At 48.0% G+C, this 16,588-nt stretch carries 14 protein-coding genes and 1 pseudogene; 13 read left to right on the top strand and 2 right to left on the bottom strand.

Annotated features, from left to right (window positions below; all coding sequences use genetic code 11):
• Positions 1 to 136 precede the first annotated feature (136 nt).
• The gene (locus F4V43_RS12490) at positions 137 to 2,077 is read left to right on the top strand and encodes an FAD-dependent oxidoreductase (RefSeq protein ID WP_150458558.1); all 1,941 of its coding nucleotides are present in this window, start codon (positions 137 to 139) and stop codon (positions 2,075 to 2,077) included.
• A 14-nt stretch (positions 2,078 to 2,091) separates the two neighbouring features.
• On the opposite strand, the gene F4V43_RS12485 is transcribed toward F4V43_RS12490, so the two are convergent.
• On the bottom strand, positions 2,092 to 2,625 hold the full coding sequence (locus F4V43_RS12485; protein ID WP_150458557.1) for a hypothetical protein: 534 nt from the start codon (positions 2,623 to 2,625) through the stop codon (positions 2,092 to 2,094).
• Positions 2,626 to 2,942: 317 nt separating this feature from the next.
• On the opposite strand from F4V43_RS12485, the gene F4V43_RS12480 reads away from it, so the two are divergent.
• The 12 genes and pseudogenes from F4V43_RS12480 (at position 2,943) to F4V43_RS12425 (ending at position 15,745) form a co-directional block, all read left to right on the top strand.
• A complete protein-coding gene (locus F4V43_RS12480; RefSeq protein ID WP_150458556.1) occupies positions 2,943 to 3,311 on the top strand; it encodes a YidH family protein in 369 nt (122 codons plus the stop codon).
• 206 nt (positions 3,312 to 3,517) lie between these two features.
• Entirely contained in the window at positions 3,518 to 4,348 is an 831-nt protein-coding gene (locus F4V43_RS12475) for a hypothetical protein (protein ID WP_150458555.1), read from the top strand.
• A 173-nt stretch (positions 4,349 to 4,521) separates the two neighbouring features.
• Positions 4,522 to 5,433: a glycerophosphodiester phosphodiesterase gene (locus tag F4V43_RS12470; RefSeq protein ID WP_191089569.1), complete on the top strand. Its 912-nt coding sequence runs from the start codon at positions 4,522 to 4,524 to the stop codon at positions 5,431 to 5,433.
• A gap of 269 nt (positions 5,434 to 5,702) precedes the next feature.
• A pseudogene (locus F4V43_RS12465) lies at positions 5,703 to 5,945 on the top strand (MerR family transcriptional regulator); the annotation flags it as partial.
• 117 nt (positions 5,946 to 6,062) lie between these two features.
• Complete coding sequence (locus F4V43_RS12460) at positions 6,063 to 7,712, top strand: amidohydrolase (protein WP_150458552.1); 1,650 nt, start codon at positions 6,063 to 6,065, stop codon at positions 7,710 to 7,712.
• 45 nt (positions 7,713 to 7,757) lie between these two features.
• Positions 7,758 to 9,008, top strand: coding sequence for an MFS transporter (locus F4V43_RS12455; protein ID WP_150458551.1), 1,251 nt, complete (start codon positions 7,758 to 7,760; stop codon positions 9,006 to 9,008).
• Positions 9,009 to 9,011: 3 nt separating this feature from the next.
• The gene (locus F4V43_RS12450) at positions 9,012 to 9,791 is read left to right on the top strand and encodes a GntR family transcriptional regulator (protein WP_150458550.1); all 780 of its coding nucleotides are present in this window, start codon (positions 9,012 to 9,014) and stop codon (positions 9,789 to 9,791) included.
• A 161-nt stretch (positions 9,792 to 9,952) separates the two neighbouring features.
• Entirely contained in the window at positions 9,953 to 11,371 is a 1,419-nt protein-coding gene (locus F4V43_RS12445) for an aldehyde dehydrogenase family protein (protein ID WP_150458549.1), read from the top strand.
• A gap of 33 nt (positions 11,372 to 11,404) precedes the next feature.
• Positions 11,405 to 12,160 carry a sulfite exporter TauE/SafE family protein gene (locus tag F4V43_RS12440; protein WP_150458548.1) on the top strand — a complete coding sequence of 252 codons (756 nt, stop codon included), beginning with the start codon at positions 11,405 to 11,407 and terminating at the stop codon, positions 12,158 to 12,160.
• A 27-nt stretch (positions 12,161 to 12,187) separates the two neighbouring features.
• Positions 12,188 to 13,318, top strand: coding sequence for an alanine dehydrogenase (ald, locus tag F4V43_RS12435; RefSeq protein WP_150458547.1), 1,131 nt, complete (start codon positions 12,188 to 12,190; stop codon positions 13,316 to 13,318).
• A 29-nt stretch (positions 13,319 to 13,347) separates the two neighbouring features.
• Positions 13,348 to 14,703, top strand: coding sequence for an aminotransferase (locus tag F4V43_RS12430; protein WP_150458546.1), 1,356 nt, complete (start codon positions 13,348 to 13,350; stop codon positions 14,701 to 14,703).
• Positions 14,704 to 14,866: 163 nt separating this feature from the next.
• On the top strand, positions 14,867 to 15,745 hold the full coding sequence (locus tag F4V43_RS12425) for a hypothetical protein (RefSeq protein WP_150458545.1): 879 nt from the start codon (positions 14,867 to 14,869) through the stop codon (positions 15,743 to 15,745).
• A 508-nt stretch (positions 15,746 to 16,253) separates the two neighbouring features.
• On the opposite strand, the gene F4V43_RS12420 is transcribed toward F4V43_RS12425, so the two are convergent.
• Complete coding sequence (locus F4V43_RS12420) at positions 16,254 to 16,571, bottom strand: rhodanese-like domain-containing protein (protein ID WP_150458544.1); 318 nt, start codon at positions 16,569 to 16,571, stop codon at positions 16,254 to 16,256.
• Positions 16,572 to 16,588: the final 17 nt, after the last annotated feature.

The raw sequence follows: 16,588 nt of genomic DNA, 5'->3' as shown, positions 1-16,588 counted from the left end.
ATTCAAACACTTTGTTTGAAACGTATTGTATCAGTTTCATTTCTCTTTTATAGTAGAGTTACAGGCCTTTCTTCTTTGAATCTATGTGAAATGAATCACTTACCGGTCTGTAAAAAACCGCAGGGGAGCATTTGAAATGGCATATGAAACGCTTTTTAGCCCGATTCGCATCCGGGGGCTCGAACTTAAGAACCGGGTGGTATTCCCGGCCATGGGTACCAAAATGGGGACGGAGGACCGGTTGGTCACCCAGCAGCTGATTGATTACCATGTGGCCCGGGCGGAGGGCGGCTGCGGACTGAACTTCGTTGAAGTCTGTTCGGTGTATGGCCCGGCCTCGCCCCGGAATTTTCTTGCCATTTCCGATGATCGCTATATCCCCGAATTGAAGCGTCTGGCCGATGCGGTCCATGCGGCCGGCGGCAAGGCGGGCATTCAGCTCTGGCTGGGCGGTATGGCGGTGGGCAGCGATCCGGACGCCGCTATGATTATCCCAAGCCCTGTACCCGTGAAGGGAACCGATGTTGTGCTGCCGGCCGCCACCCGGGAGACGCTGCGTGAAGCGGCGCAGGCTTTCGGCGAGGCCGCCCGGCGCGCTGTAGAGGCCGGTTATGATACTCTCGAGTTCCACGCAGGCCATAATTATACGCCGCATTCCTTCCTGAGCCCGTATTTTAACCGCAGAACCGACGAATACGGCGGAAGTCTGGAGAACCGGGCCCGGTTCCTTCTGGAATGCATTGAAGCCATCCGCAACAATGTGCCGGAAGAGATGCCGCTGTTCATGCGGATCGACGCGCACGACGATTATCTGGAGGGCGGCCTGACGATCGAAGAAGTCATTGAATTCTGCAAAATGGCCGGTACGGCCGGCGTTGACGTCCTGGACGTCTCCCGCGGAAACTTCTCTTCGGCGGCCATTAAATACGAAGTGCCGCCGATTGACCTCCCCCGCGGATTCAATGTAGACAATGCCGCCCGCATCCGGCGGGAGACCGGCATGGCCACGGTGGCCGTCGGCCGCATCAATGCGCCGGACCAGGCCGAAGAGATTCTGGCCGCCGATAAGGCCGACCTGGTCGTTATGGGCCGGGCGCAACTGGCCGATCCCGACTTTTGCGAGAAAGCCCTGACGGGCCGCAGCCATGACATTGTGCAGTGCGTAGCCTGCAACCAGGGCTGCTATGACGGCTTCGTCTCCGCAGAAGTTCCGTTCATCACGTGTCTGCGCAACCCGGCACTCGGCCGGGAGGCCGAATTCCGGCTGAAGGCGGCAGAGCAGCCGAAGAAGGTCCTGATCGCAGGAGGCGGCATTGCCGGTCTGGAAGCAGCTATGGTGCTGAAGCGCCGCGGACATGAACCGATTGTCTGCGAGGCGACCGGCTCGCTGGGCGGGCAATTCGCCTTGGCCGGCGAAGCGCCGCGCAAGGAAGAAATGAAGGCAGCCGCCCTCTCCCGAGGCGAGCAGGTCATCCGGGAAGGCGTCGAAGTCCGGCTGGATACTCCGGTCACGCTGCAGCTGCTGGAAGAGCTTCAGCCCGACGAGGTCATCTCGGCCATCGGCGCCGCTCCGATGGAGCTTCGCGTTCCGGGCAGCGAACTCTCCTTCGTAACCAACTCGCATGACGTATTGTCGGGCCGCGTCCCGGTATCGGGCCGGGTTGTCATTGTCGGCGGCGGTCTGGTCGGTCTGGAAGTGGCGGAATATGTTCACGGCAGCGCTTCGGAGATTACGGTCGTCGAAATGCAGGAGAAGGTCGCCAAGGACTTGGGAGACCTCCGGTCTATCTGCGTGATGGAGAATCTGCATGCTTCCGGTGTCCGGATTCTGACCCATACCCGCTGCCTGGAGATTCAGGAGGAGGGCGTGGTGCTGGAGACCGAAGGCGGGGCGCTTACGACGTATCCATGCGACGCGGTCGTCATCGCCATCGGAGCCCGGTCGCGCGATTTCAGTCCGGTGCGCACGTATTGTGAAGATCACCGCATCCCGTTCCATGTGATCGGCGATGCCCTGAAGGCCCGCAGGGCGCTGAACGCGGTCAGCGAAGCCCACGAAGTCGCCCGCTCCATCTAGAGCGGCTAGAGCGACTAGAGCGGCAGCATCCCTTTCATCTGTTGGGTCGCAATTCTCATCCGAAGCGGGTCAAGCTTATGAGCTTGTCCCGCTTTTTCTATACAGGCTCTAAGCTCGGCTTCGCTCTCGCATACCGAAACATGCTCCAGCCATATACTGTAGGGGGTCCGGCGCACCACGGACAGATGCAGCGGATAGACGCTGCGTGATTTCAGGATATACCAGCCAGGCTCCATCCGGTTCCAGGGTGCCCGAAATACCGAGAGGAACGGGAGACGCCGGTGGGCGGTCCAATCGTGCTCCTGCTGAATCTGACGGATCTCGCGGTAAATATCGGTCGTTATCCGCTCATCGCAGCAGGTGAAGTGGGCGGTGAACGCCATGAATTGCTTTAATTTGTCGATCTGTCGGCTGCCGAAGCCGTAGCCAACAATGAAGCGTTGCTCCTCCTCCTCGAACCACAGAGCCGCAAAGCTGGACTCCTCCAGACTCACGGGGTCCAGCATCCGGGGAAGAGTTCCGAAATAATAGGTTTTTGTCAATGGCATCCGATTACAGCCTCCTGTCGTCCGAAATTGGATTATCCGAATCTTACCCGAGAAGCGGCAGGGAAGTAAAAAGCATTTAAAGCCTTTTAAAGCGCGCTGTCCCAGAAATCCGCAAAATCTCTCGATAAAACCCGTTCCGGCTTCATCGGATCGGTGTTTTTCTAAGGGTAGCGGCGAGTTTCTTCAAAATTAAGACAATCTGAATGCAGACACCTAAGTTCTTATAGTTTCTTAACGGGTTTCTTAAGACCGTTCCTTTGGGAGCGGGAAGGGTATATATTTAAGAGCCGAATCGAGTCTGCCGCAAGGAGGTCTATATGAATCAACCCCTGCATGAAGAGAGATACACCCAGCAGCACTTGGCCAACGAGAGAACGTACCTCGCCTGGGTACGGACCAGCATAGCCGTGATCGGCCTTGGATTCCTGAGCGCGGGAATCGCTTTTCGAACCGAAGCCCTGGCTTCCGTAGGCCACTGGATCGCTTCCATCGGAGGCGTGGGCGCCGTTCTTCTCGGCGCGCTGATTCAGCTGCTGGCCACGCTGGATTTTCAGCGGAGACGGAGAGAGATCAACGCCGGAGTCTTCCATTCCCGCTCGATTCCCGTCTGGTCGCTGTTTATCGCCATGACAGTAATTTGCAGTCTGCTGATTATCCTGGTTGTAATGATGTTCTACGACGCATAGGAAGCAAGGAATAAAGAGATGGCCTGGAGAAAGCGTAATGCGCGCAGGAATTTACAGCGGACAATTTCGACGATTGGCTGCAGTTCAGACTCCATTTGACGAATTCCTTATTATGGTATAATCTGGATCAGAATAGGGTTTCGGGGGTGTAGAATTTGGTCAGTCTGGATTTGAGCAGCATTGACGACTTGGACGCGTTGACACGTATGCTGAAATTAACCTACATCAACGAGGATTGGCGTCCGATGATCACCATTGCCGATAAATTATACGATGAAGCCTGTGTGAATTATCACGATCATCAACAGCAGAGGGAACGAGGAGATAAGGTTCTGTACTACTCCGAAAAACCTTTATTATATTATTTCGGATACAGTCAATTAACGAAAGGGCTGGCATTACAGAAGCTAGGGAGATATCAAGAGTCCAGAGCCTGTATCGAGAAGTATAGAGACTTGTCGTGGATGGAACGGTCAAGCGATTTTGATTACAAGATTATTAATGACTTCAAATCATTTGCCATCGGGAATACGTATACCTTAGATTTGTTGGAGGGCAGGGAAGAGGTGCTGCCGCTCTATGTCGATCATATTTCCCGCAATAAGGAAGACATCCTGGAGTTGCTGGCCGGAATCATAACCCTTCTGGAGGCGGCTTTAAAGAACAATTTTCAGATCGATGGGATTCTGGAGGAGTTCGCAGAGGCACTAGATCAAGTGAAGAAGCTATGCCATGAGAATTCGGTGAACATCCGATACTTCACGGAGTATTTTTATCTTTATTCGCTCTACCAATTTAAGACGAAGAAGTATTATACTGCTTTTGATGTACTCCTGGATAGCTTATCTTATAGTGTTAAATTCAATGATAATATGGCATTTAAGAAGAATGTAGCGTTTTACGAAACGCTTAGGCAACACGCAGAGCGGGACCAGAACGAAAAATACGGTATACAGTTGCAAGCCGTCTTTGAACGAGTGCTGCAGGATGAAGTACATATTTCTCTCAGCAGTCTTTACGACCCTTCTTATCGTTAGTTTGGGGAGAGTAATTCCATAGAGACCCGCGCATAGCGCGGGTTTTTGTGTATCATTATCCCCTAAGATCGAGAAGCAGACCCCTGGGGTATAATAATGCAATGGTTGACAGAAGGGTATCCAATCCCTCATCATGGAGGACTGATACAGGATCAAGAATCGAGGTTGTTCGCATGAAGAAGATGGAGACCAACCGATGGTATTTTATCGGAATACACGCATTATTGCTGATCACATGCCTAATGATTCTTTATGCCTTTTCTCCTTCCATACGGATCAGAGTGGCAGATTGGATAAGACCGGCAGATTCCGTATCTACCGTTGCTCACCGGGGAGCTTCCGGATATGCCCCTGAGAATACAATGCCTGCCTTTCAGTTAGCCCTTGAATTGAATGCAGACTACCTGGAGCTGGACATTCAACTTACCAAAGATAAAGTCCCTGTCATTATCCATGATCCAACCGTTGATCGAACGACGAATGGAACCGGCAATGTACGCGACATGACTTTGGAGCAGATCGAGAGGCTTGACGCCGGTTCCTGGTTTAACGACAAGTATCCGATGTTCGCAAGAGATCGTTACGCCAACCTCCAAATTCCCACATTGGATCAGCTCTTTGCGGAATTTGGAGGGAGAGTTCATTATTTGATTGAAATTAAGGATCCCAGCTATAACAAGGGAATTGAATCTTTGTTGAATCAGTATATTGAGCGATATGATCTGGATAACAAGGTAACCGTTCAATCCTTCAGTGAGAAGAGTCTGAAGAAAATCCATGACATCAATCCGGAAATTCCCTTGTACCAAATTGTCTGGTGCGATTCTCCCTACACTCAATTCATGGATATTTCTTTCAAAAGAATCAAGTCTTATGCCGTTGGAGTCAGTCCGAACTTCCAGGGAATAAACGCGGCCTTTGTGAACCAAGCCAAGAAGAAAGGCCTTAAGGTTATGATTTATACAATTAACTATCAAGGAAATATGGAAAAAGCCATTCATTGGGGCGCTGACGGAGTTTACACCAATTATCCGGATCGCTTTCAGGAAGTCTTGGATAAAAGGAAAGAAGAGACTGGATTCTGAACGGGTTGAATTTCTGCTGAATTGTTTAACTCAAAAGAATTTAAGAAGGTTTAATCATTTAACAATTGATTGATTAACCAGGCGATTTGTCTACGGATAAATCGCCTTTTTTTGTTATATAAGTAAAAAGTAATCTGCCACTACTAAAACGACTTGTAAATCGCCCTTATTTTAAATTAAAAATCTATACAAACTAATTATTTATATGTAATAATAAATAACATTAAATATTATATATGTTAACATATCTGATAGAAAGGAATTACTCTATGGCTATGAGTGAAAAATTCAAAGACAAGAAAGTTATTATGATTGGAACCGTCTGTGAATTGACAGGGTTATCTGCGAGAAAGATTCGTTATTATGAAGAACGCGGGCTATTATTCCCCGGACGCTCGTCAGCAGGTAATAGGAAATATTCGTTCTCAGACATAGAAGCCTTAATGGAAATTGCAAACCAGCTCGAAGACGGAACGAAAACGAATGAGATTAAAAAAGAGTTAAAGAGAAAAAATATGTAAGATTATATAACACACAAAAAGACAGAAAGACATATAACTTTATAATTCATGTTGTAAAGACATCACTATGTGAGGACAACTGACTCATGTTTAAAAGGGGGAAATCTAATGGAGTCGATCGATTTACTGATTACTCATGCCAACGTGCTCACAATGGATGAATCAAACCGGATTGCGGGATCGCTCGCTGTTACAAATGGACGGATAAGCGCCATTTGGTATCATCCGGAACCACCCTATCACGAGGTAAACGTCACTAGCCGTACGAAGATCCTGAATCTAAAAGGTGCAACGTTAATTCCTGGATTCATTGAAACGCACAATCATCTTTTGCAATGCGGTTATATCAAGGGAAGTATTGATTGTGGAATTCTTCGCATTAAAACGATCTCAGGTTTACTTCGTGATATCGAAGAGAAAGCAGCGACGACACCTGCAGGGCAATGGATTCAAGGTTTTGGCTACGATGACACACTGCTGGAGGATATGCGCCATCCTACCCGGTTTGATTTGGATAAGGTGTCGCCCGATCATCCCGTCTTTATTACCCATATCAGCGGACATTTAGGGGTTGCCAATTCCAAGGCGTTGGAATTGGCAGGAATTGACGACTGTACGGCCGGAAGCAAAGCAAACTTTGAACAAAACGACAAAGGCGAATTAAACGGAGTGTTGTATGAAAGTCACGCGATGGGACTTGTACAGAGGGTTATTCCGATGTTGGACGAGGCAACATTCATCAAGCAGCTAGGGGAGGCTGCGCAGGATTACATCGCTCAAGGTATTACTACGAATACAGATGCTGCTATACCTGATCTCACTACTCTGAATATCATGCTGAAAGCGGCTGAGCTAGGACTTCTCCCTATGCGTATGCAGCTGATGATCATGCATGGACTGCTCACGAGCAAAGGAGCCTATGCCGGCTATGACGCCAAGCGCTTGGACGATGAGATCCGGAGTCGTTCGAATGGGCAAGCACGATTGGATAGCGCCAAGATGTTTCAGGATGGTTCGATACAAGGACTCACAGGTGCCTTAAGGGAGCCTTATTATTGCAATGATAACCTACGTGGGGAACTTTTCCATGAGCAAACGGCTTTCAATGAAGAGGTAGCAGATTTGCATAAACGCGGATTCAGGATCGCGATTCACGGTAATGGCGACCGGGCGATCGGTTCAATTCTTGATGCTTATGAATATGCGCTAACAATTGATCCAAGGGTGGATCACCGTCATCGGATTGAGCATGTCCAGACGGCTACGAACGAAGATCTCGATCGCATGCAGCAACTGGGAGTGGCGGGCTCATTTTTTATTAATCATGTGTATTACTGGGGGGAGCGGCACGACCGGATCTTCCTTGGCCCGGAACGGGCGAAGCGGATTAGTCCGCTCCGGGACGCATTAGACCGGAGGCTCCTGTTCACGCTTCACTCGGATTGTCCGATCACGCCGATCTCCCCCTTATTCTTGATCTGGGCAGCAGTAAACCGAATGACCACGGAAGGAAGGACGTTGGGACCGGACCAGAAAATCGATGCCCTCTCGGCATTAAAGGCGATGACAATTGAAGGAGCCAAATTGAATTTTCAGGAAAAGGAAGTTGGAAGCATTGAAGTCGGCAAATGGGCCGATTTCGCAGTATTGGATGAGGATCCTCTGAGAGTCAATCCTTTGGACATAAAGGATATCTCTGTTCTTTACACAATTGTTGGCGGTCAGATTAAATATGAGAATGTTAAAATCAAAGTCTAAACATATGGAATCATTTGTAAAATTTATTTAAAGGAGGAAGTGCGTTTGAGTAGAGCGGCAGCCTTAACGAACTCTAAAATGATTATTTTCATGCTTTTTTTGGGTAATTTGTTCTCTTCATTTGACCGGTTCGTTATAAATTATGGCATTGTACAAATATCCGATGAGTTTCAGCTGAATGCTTCTGCCAGCGGTTTCATTCTAAGCATCTTCTTCTTGGGATATGCAATCATGCAAGTTCCCGGCGGCTGGCTGTCCGACCGCTTCGGTGAAAAAATTGTTTTGTTCAGTTCCATTGTCGGTTTTTCTCTTTTCACGGCACTAACGGGCTTGGCGTGGTCGGTAACTGCACTTCTTATCATCCGACTTTTGTTCGGAGTGGCAGAAGGAAGCTTTTTCCCGGCAGGTTCGAAATTAATTTCGACAAGCATTGAAGAGAATAAGCGTTCACGGGCGATGTCCATTTTCCTGTCTGCGTTGACGGTGGCTGGCGTCGCTGCACCAATTCTTACAACCGTGTTCCTCGTACAGCTGGGCTGGAGAACCATGTTTATTATCATCGGTGGATGCGGGCTCTGCATCGCGGTTCTCTACTGGATTGTGCTAAAACCAAATATAAAAAATCAAAGCACGAGATCGAAAACCGGTGTGGCAACACCGGAACAATTAACAAAAGGGAGTTTTAAGCGCTTGTTAAAAACTCCCTTGATCTGGCGGCTCGTTATTGCCTCTTTTGGCTACGGTTTTATCAGCTGGGGCACGTCTTCCTGGATTCCCACTTATCTCGTAAAAGAACGGGGAATCAGCCTGTCCTCTCTAGGACTTCTGCAAATGATTCCGGCACTTACCGGGGTTATATTTTTTCTGATCGCCGGTGTTATTATGGATAAAATGAAAAGCGGAACCGAAAAATGGCTTGGAGCGTTTAGCGGGATCGCGTTGGCAGTCACTGTCTATCTCATGTTTCACGCAGAAACAATTACAGGTGTAATTGTCTTCCAATGTCTTATTCCGGTATTTTCTGCTTTCCTTTCTGTCATCATTTATAGTCTGCCTATAAAACGTCTTCCGGAAGAAACAAGCGGTTCGGCCGTCGGGCTTGTTAATATAGGAGCTCAGGTCGCCGGATTCGCAGCGCCGCTAGGAATAGGTCTTATCATTGATTCCTTTAATGGCTCATACGACGGTGTAGTCTGGTTATTGTGTGCGTTCGGCCTTCTAATTTTCTTGTCTTTCTTAACCCTGCAATCCGGCAGGAAACCTCTTGCAATATTGAATATACCTGAAGGAGGATGACCATTGATCGATCTGAACAGCAAGTTACCTTATTACTCCCAGCTTAAGGAATCTATACTTAATCAGATAAACAGCGGGGCTCTGAAGAAGGGGGATAAGATTCCTTCGGAGCTTGATTTGGCCGAACAATATGGGATCAGCCGGCCCACGGTTAGACAAGCGATCGGAGAACTTGTGCAGGAGGGCTATCTGGTTAAGAAAAGAGGGCTGGGTACCTTCGTCTCTTCTCCGATCATTACGGGTAATGCCAACATGTTCACCACTTTCGCGGAGGAAATGATGGCGAGCGGGCTTGTGCATCGCGCGAAATTAATCAGTGGCTGCATTGTGCAAGCGTCCGATAAACTGGCTTCAGAGCTAATGATCAAGCCCGGCAGCAAGGTGTTCGAGATTGTTCGCCTCCGGCTGGCCAACGATGAGCCTCTAGCCATTCGTACTTCATTTATCCCTTGCGATCTATATCCCGATTTATTGCAAGAGGATCTTGAAGATGTACCGCTATATGTTCTGTTTGAAAAGAAAGGACTGGTTGCAAACGGCTCTACACAGTCTTTCCAGGCTGTCGCGGCATTGCCGGAGGAAGCCGAACTGCTTCAGGCAGAACATGGTTCTCCTATGATGCTTTGCAGCGGCGTTGCCTATAACGAGAAGAAGTTGCCTATCGAGAAGTATAAGGCCTTGCATCTTGGCAACCGATTCCGGTTTACGATAGAGCAATCTATACGATCTCCCGCTGCACTAAGGCAAGAAGGGATAATGTCATTTGAACAAATCCACTTTTAAAGGGGATAGGCAAGTGAGGAGTGCCCCTGCTCATCACTTGCCTATCCCCAGGAAAATAATATGTTAGATAATCTTACAAATTTGAAGAAAACCGGTTCCGGGTAATTATAATAATTTTATAATTACAGTTGTAAATACATCATTACAAGTGAGGGAATGATATGGCTGATTCTATAAGAAAAATTGAAAAAATGTATTCCGTTAACCCTTCCACGAAACAAGTCCTTGCCGAGTTCAAGATGATGAGCAGGGGAGAAATCGAGAATTCCATTATCGCAGCTGCAGAGGCGCAGAAAGCTTGGAGACGAACGCCCGCTCCCATTCGGGGAGAATTTCTGTTCAAGATCGCTCAGCTACTGGAAGAACAGGTAGAGGAGTGGGGGAGGCTGGTCACGGAGGAAGTTGGCAAATGTTTACGGGACGGTATCGGGGAGATTCAGCGCAGTATTTCGTTTCTGCGGTTTTTCGCCGGTGAAGGGTACCGTATGAAGGGAGAGACAATTCCTTCCCGCCAGCCTGACATTTTTAGTTATACGAAGCAGCAGCCTGTCGGAACAGTAGGAGTCATTACACCGTGGAACGTACCACTGGCAATTCCGGTATGGAAGATCGCACCAGCCCTTGTTGCGGGCAATGCTATCGTATGGAAGCCTGCTCCCCAAGCATTGATCATTTCCCGCAAATTCATTGACCTGCTGGAGGAAGCGGGATTGCCTCGTAATTTGGTCACTATGCTGATTGCCGACGGCCCGCTTGTCAGTGAAGTGTTCGCAGAGAATAAGCTGATTAATGCCGTGACATTTACAGGTTCTACCCGAACAGGGAGAATAATTCATCAGGCACTCGCTCCACGAGGCATTCGTTTTCAGGCGGAGATGGGTGGTAAAAATCCGTTTATCATCCTGCCGGACGCTGATTTGGAACGTGCCTGCCAGGATATCGTGTCAGGCGGACTTCTCGATGCGGGACAGCGCTGCACTGCAACCAGCCGAATTTTTGTACACGAGGCAGTTTATGAAAAATTCCGCGACCAGATCGTCCGCACTCTGGAGAAGGTCAAGATTGGTCTGCCGATGGATGAATCATCGATCATCGGCCCTGTCGTAGATCAGGGGCAATATGATACTATTCGCCGATATATTGAGATTGCAAAGTCAGAAGGTGCAGTACTTCTGTACGGTGAAGATGAACCGGAAGAGGAATGGGCCAAGAACGGTTACTTCATCAAGCCGAAGCTGTTCGACCGAGTGACGCAAGATATGACGATCGCCAATGAAGAAATCTTTGGTCCAGTGCTCGCTCTCCTCCAATTCTCCGATCTGAAGGAATGCTTAAAGCTCTGCAACTCCATTGAGTACGGGTTATCTTCAAGCATATATACAAAAGACATCGCTTCAGCAATGGAGTATATCGATGAGATCGAGTCCGGACTTGTACACGTTAATATTCCGTCGACTTACAGTGAACCACAGATGCCGTTCGGAGGCATCAAGGCGACGGGCATAGGCGGGTTTCGCGAACAAGGGAGCCATGCAATCTTGTTCTATACGGAATGGAAAACCGTTTATGTCCGGGCTTGAACTGTGGAGCGGAGTTAGAGGAGCTGAGGAGGAATGAGCGTTAGTCTCGGGGCCGTGCTCCTTCTGTTTGCGGTACTCAGCGGTCTGGCGAAAGCTGGCTTCGGTTTTGGAGCGGGAATGCTGCTGAACCCCATTTTAACCCTTTTTGTTCCATCTACAACAGCGACGACACTGCTTGCTCCCATTCTATGGTTCAGTAATTTTACTGGGGCGAGTGTACATCGGAAATCCATCCAGTGGGGGCTAATTGCGAGAATGCTTCCGATGGGGATAGTTGGAACGGCGGCAGGAACCTTGATGTTAGCCTATGTCGATGAACGGATTCTGAAGACAGCTATTGGCATCGGCGCAGTCACCATGGGGGTGCTGCTGCTGTGGGCCCGGAAGAGAAAGCGAACGCCTGAAGTCGATGATCCTCCAAAACACGGCAAGACGAAAGCTGTGATCCATCAGCTGGGAGCCACTGCCTCCGGCTTCGTCGGTGCAACAGCGAACTCGGGCGGACTGCCCTTAATTCTAATATTTGTACGCGATTCCTCTGTCGGTAAGAAGCAGTTTACTGCCAACATTGCAATGCTGCTGGCAGTGATGGATACAGTGAAAGTGGTTTCTTATCTGACATTGGGTGTGTTGTCGGTTCGAAATCTCCTGCTTGTCCTGCTGTTTGTCCCATTCATCTATGCGGGCGGTTACGTAGGAAAGAGGCTAAATGAAAAAATTTCAGAAAAGTCTTTCTATGTCGTGATTCATGCCATTATATTCATTACCGGAATTTTATTAATCTTTTAATTCTAATCAGTGAGGAGCCATTCAATTATGATTATTGGCGTACCAAGAGAAATTAAAAATAACGAGAACCGGGTTGCAATAACACCGGCAGGCGTGTTCTCTTTCGTCACCGCAGGCCACGAGGTTTGGATTGAAAATAACGCAGGACTTGGAAGTGGAATTACGAACGAAGCCTATATCCAGGCAGGAGCCCAAATCGTTTCTTCCGCTAGTGAGGCTTGGTCGGCAGAGATGGTTATGAAGGTGAAAGAGCCGCAAAAAGAAGAATACAACTACTTCCGCGAAGGAATGATTCTGTTTACATATCTGCATCTTGCCGCAGAGCCGGATCTTACTCGGGAACTTATCGCGAAGAAGGTAACCTCGATTGCGTACGAGACGATTCAATTGGACAACGGAAGCTTGCCGCTGTTGACACCGATGAGTGAGGTGGCGGGCAGAATGTCCGTTCAGGTCGGAGTTCATTCTCTGGAGAAGTTTCAGGATGGGAAGGGAATTCTGATCAGCGGAGTGCCTGGTGTTAAGGCAGCTAACGTCGTGATTATTGGAGGCGGCGTTGTAGGGACGAACGCGGCAAGAATGGCACTCGGATTAGGCGCGAACGTTACTATCCTGGACGTTAATCCTGAGAGACTGAGACAGCTTGACGATCTGTTCGAAGGGAGAGTGCAGACCGTTATCTCCGACCGGTTCCATATTGCTGAAGAGGTCAAAAGGGCCGACCTCCTGATTGGCGCAGTCTTGATACCAGGAGCCAGAGCGCCGCAACTTGTTACCGAAGCCATGATCAAGGAGATGGAGCCGGGTTCTGTAGTCGTTGACGTTGCTATCGATCAAGGCGGATCTATCGCGACCGTGGATCATACAACTACTCACGATCAGCCCACCTATGTAAAGCACGGCGTCGTTCACTATGCCGTGGCCAACATGCCGGGAGCTGTTGCCCGTACATCAACTTACGCCTTGGCCAATGTAACGAGTCAATATGGACTTTATATTGCAAATAGCGGATTTAAAGAAACTGTACTCCGTAATCCATCCATTGCGGAAGGCGTGAATACGTTCCAAGGGGCTGTGACATTTAAAGCCGTTGCCCTGGAACTGAGAGTACCTTATACATCGTTAGATAAGCTTGTCGCGCAGGAAGCTGTATCCTGACGCCAAATATAACAGAAGGGGAGATTGTAATGAGCACCGGAGACAAGCAACTGGAACTGATTGAGAAAGACAAAAACTATCTGTGGCATGCGTTATATAAAGACTCGGGTAAACAAAGCCCTATGATCGCGGCGTCTGGGGAAGGTTCTTGGTTCTATGATACCGAAGGCCACCGCTATTTCGATGGGGTCTCAGGCCTGTGGTGCTTGAATCTGGGCCACGGGAGACGGGAAATCGTAGAAGCGGCTGCTGAACAGATGATGAAGTTATCCTATTCTCCGCTAACTTTGAGCCATGAACCGGCAATCGAACTTTCTGCCAAGATCAGTGAACTGCTGGGAGGAGGGATCTACAAGACGTTCTTCTCCAATAGCGGATCCGAGGCTAACGAGACTGCATTTAAGATCGCCCGGCAATATCATGCGCAGAACGGTAATCCCGGAAAGTACAAATTCATATCCCGTTATCGGGCTTACCATGGCAGTACGCTGGGAGCCTTAAGTGCTACAGCGCAGGCCAATCGACGCTTTCACTATGATCCTCCAGCACCCGGTTTCCTGCATGTGGAGCCTCCCTATAGGTATCGTTCGATGTTCGGCGATACGGCAGACGCGGATATGAAAGCAGCGGATATGCTGGAGCAGACGATCATCTGGGAAGGAGCAGGCACAATCGCGGCAGTCATTATGGAGCCGTTCATCTCGGGTGGTGGCGTTATCATACCTACGGATGGTTATCTGCAGCGCGTCGCGGAGATTTGCAAGAAATACGATGTGCTTCTCATTATGGATGAAGTGGTGTCTGGCTATGGGCGCACAGGCAAGATGTTCGGATTCATGCACTCTGAAGGAGTACAGCCAGACATCATCACGATGGCGAAAGGGCTGACAAGTGGCTATCTTCCGCTTGGTGCGACGTCCGTCAAGGAAGAAATTTACGACAAATTCAAAGGAACGGGGCCAAATCAGTCGTTCCGGCATGTGTCCACATACGGCGGTCACCCTGCCTCTTGTGCGGTGGCACGGAAGAATATCGAAATTATTGAGAGAGAAAATATCGTATCGAGAGTGGACCATTACGGCCAACAAATTCTAGGTCGTCTTCACCAACTAATTTCCCATCCGAACGTAGGGGAGGTCCGCGGCGTAGGCTTCCTGTATGGTATCGAACTCGTTGAGGATAAAGCGACAAAGACGCCCGTATCCGAAGCCGTCATGGGTCAAGTTATTGCTGCTTGTAAGCAAAAGGGAGTCATCATAGGAAGAAATGGTGAGACTGTCCCAGGCTTCAGCAATGTGCTCATTATCGCCCCTCCGCTCTCTTCTGAGGAAGATGATCTTGTTTTTTTGATACGTACAATTAAAGAAGCAATTTACAGTCTGTGAAAGATAGAGAAGAAAGGTCTACTCTATAAATGGGGCTAACCCCGTAACGTGAGGCTCCGTTTAAAGGAACGGAGCCTTTTTCATCGTAATCATATGTCAAATCTATTTGACCACAGTAATATTCTGTTATACACTGGGTTTAAATGGTATTTTAGGGGTGATTATGTTGGTCGATCTTGACTTGAGAGATATTGACGATTTAGATGCACTGACACGCATGCTTAAATTGACATACTCATATGAAGATTGGCGTCCCATGATAGCAATTGCAAATAAGCTATATGACGAAGCCTATAGATTATATTCTATCCAACTAAAAGACTACAGTGATACGGGATCGCACACATATAACAGACCCTTATCGTATTACTTAGGTTTTAGCCAACTGGCTAAAGGAATCTCGCTTCAGAAGCAAGGATTCTATAAAGAATCAAGAAAATGTATTGAAAAGTATAAGGATCTGTCTTGGATAATTTGCTCAAATGAAAGGGATATAGACATCATCAGTAATTTTAAGTCTTTTGCTGAAGGGAATGAATTTACTTTAGACTTGCTGGAAGGAAAGGAAGAAGTATTACCGGTATATGTTAAACATATCCGCAAGAGGAAAGAAGACGTTCTTGAGGTGCTCGCTGGTATCATTACTCTTTTTGAAGCCGCGCTGAAAAATAATTTTGATATAGACTGGATAATAAACGAATTTAACAGTTCATTAGAAGAAGTGAAAGTACATTGTCACGATAATATTGTGAATATTAGATATTTTACCGAGTATTTGTATCTTAGTTCGCTCTACAAGTTTAGAAAAAAAAATTTCTCTGATGCCTTAAAAAGTACTTTGGAAGGTTTGGAATATAGTGTTAAACTTAAAGACAACACAGCATTCAAGAAAAATGTTGCTCTTTATGAGGCCTTTAGAGAGTACGCTCGGGTTGATCAGGAAGAGAACTACAGAATGCAGTTGTTAACTATTTTAGAAGGAGTGTTAGAAGATGAAAAAAACATTTCTTTCAATGATCTTTGCTCTGATTCTTATCATTAGCATTGCTACCACTGCTTTTGCAGATAGTAGCGAAGGACTAGCTTCAAATAGCAATTCAAGTACGGGGACGAATCTAATTAGTTTAAACAATCATGGTATGGGGTTTTAGATTCATCTATATAGTAAAATGATGTACAAAGGCAGACCACCAACGATATATTAGTTGATCTGCCTTATTATTTTCTACGGACTATATATATTACAATCAAATGATTGTTGGATAGGCCTTAAAGCATGTCGGCTATACATATGTACAAAATACGGGTTTTGTGAAAAAGTACTATGCAAAAGAAAAAGACCTCAATTCCATGAGGTCTAAATCTTCTTGCCGGCTCTGATCTATACACGCAGCAAGGAAGCTTGTCTTTCAGATCCCGCTATATGTCCCTCCCAATATTCGTTCGCGTTCCTGACCTCCAGGAGATGAGCCTGGGGACCCACGTCCAGCCCCGGAAGACCATTCCGCGCGATTCAAATAAGTAAGCGCCGGGACGGTCATCGAGATTCATCAACCCCGGACAAGTTTACTTGTCCAATCATTGAGTCCACCCGTCATATTGACCACTTTATAGCCTTTCTCATGCAGCAGCTCGCAGGCCAGACCGCTGCGATTTCCGCTGCGGCACATAATAATGACCTCTTGATTCGGGTCCAACTCGTGATGCCGTTCCACCAGTTGGCTCAGCGGAATATGCTTGGCTCCTTCTACATGCCCCTCCGCCCATTCGGCCGGTTCGCGGACGTCCAGCACATGGAGCGCCTTCCCTTCGTTCAATTGTCTGGCGACGTCCTGGGGTAAGATCTCTTTCGGAATTTGAAATGCCATTTCGATTCTCTCCTTCT

The organism is Paenibacillus spiritus, assembly GCF_008710135.1.
In the GTDB taxonomy this organism is placed as follows: domain Bacteria; phylum Bacillota; class Bacilli; order Paenibacillales; family Paenibacillaceae; genus Paenibacillus_AQ; species Paenibacillus_AQ glufosinatiresistens.
Note: the sequence above shows the minus strand (reverse complement) of the source record. Positions and strands in the feature narration are given on the sequence as shown.

What these genes read in the sequence shown, in the direction of transcription:
- F4V43_RS12490 (WP_150458558.1), top strand. Translation starts at nt 137, where the DNA reads ATGGCATATGAAACGCTTTTTAGCCCGATTCGCATCCGGGGGCTCGAA.
- F4V43_RS12485 (WP_150458557.1), bottom strand. Translation starts at nt 2,625, where the DNA reads ATGCCATTGACAAAAACCTATTATTTCGGAACTCTTCCCCGGATGCTG.
- F4V43_RS12480 (WP_150458556.1), top strand. Translation starts at nt 2,943, where the DNA reads ATGAATCAACCCCTGCATGAAGAGAGATACACCCAGCAGCACTTGGCC.
- F4V43_RS12475 (WP_150458555.1), top strand. Translation starts at nt 3,518, where the DNA reads ATGCTGAAATTAACCTACATCAACGAGGATTGGCGTCCGATGATCACC.
- F4V43_RS12470 (WP_191089569.1), top strand. Translation starts at nt 4,522, where the DNA reads ATGAAGAAGATGGAGACCAACCGATGGTATTTTATCGGAATACACGCA.
- F4V43_RS12460 (WP_150458552.1), top strand. Translation starts at nt 6,063, where the DNA reads ATGGAGTCGATCGATTTACTGATTACTCATGCCAACGTGCTCACAATG.
- F4V43_RS12445 (WP_150458549.1), top strand. Translation starts at nt 9,953, where the DNA reads ATGGCTGATTCTATAAGAAAAATTGAAAAAATGTATTCCGTTAACCCT.
- F4V43_RS12440 (WP_150458548.1), top strand. Translation starts at nt 11,405, where the DNA reads ATGAGCGTTAGTCTCGGGGCCGTGCTCCTTCTGTTTGCGGTACTCAGC.
- ald (WP_150458547.1), top strand. Translation starts at nt 12,188, where the DNA reads ATGATTATTGGCGTACCAAGAGAAATTAAAAATAACGAGAACCGGGTT.
- F4V43_RS12430 (WP_150458546.1), top strand. Translation starts at nt 13,348, where the DNA reads ATGAGCACCGGAGACAAGCAACTGGAACTGATTGAGAAAGACAAAAAC.
- F4V43_RS12425 (WP_150458545.1), top strand. Translation starts at nt 14,867, where the DNA reads ATGTTGGTCGATCTTGACTTGAGAGATATTGACGATTTAGATGCACTG.
- F4V43_RS12420 (WP_150458544.1), bottom strand. Translation starts at nt 16,571, where the DNA reads ATGGCATTTCAAATTCCGAAAGAGATCTTACCCCAGGACGTCGCCAGA.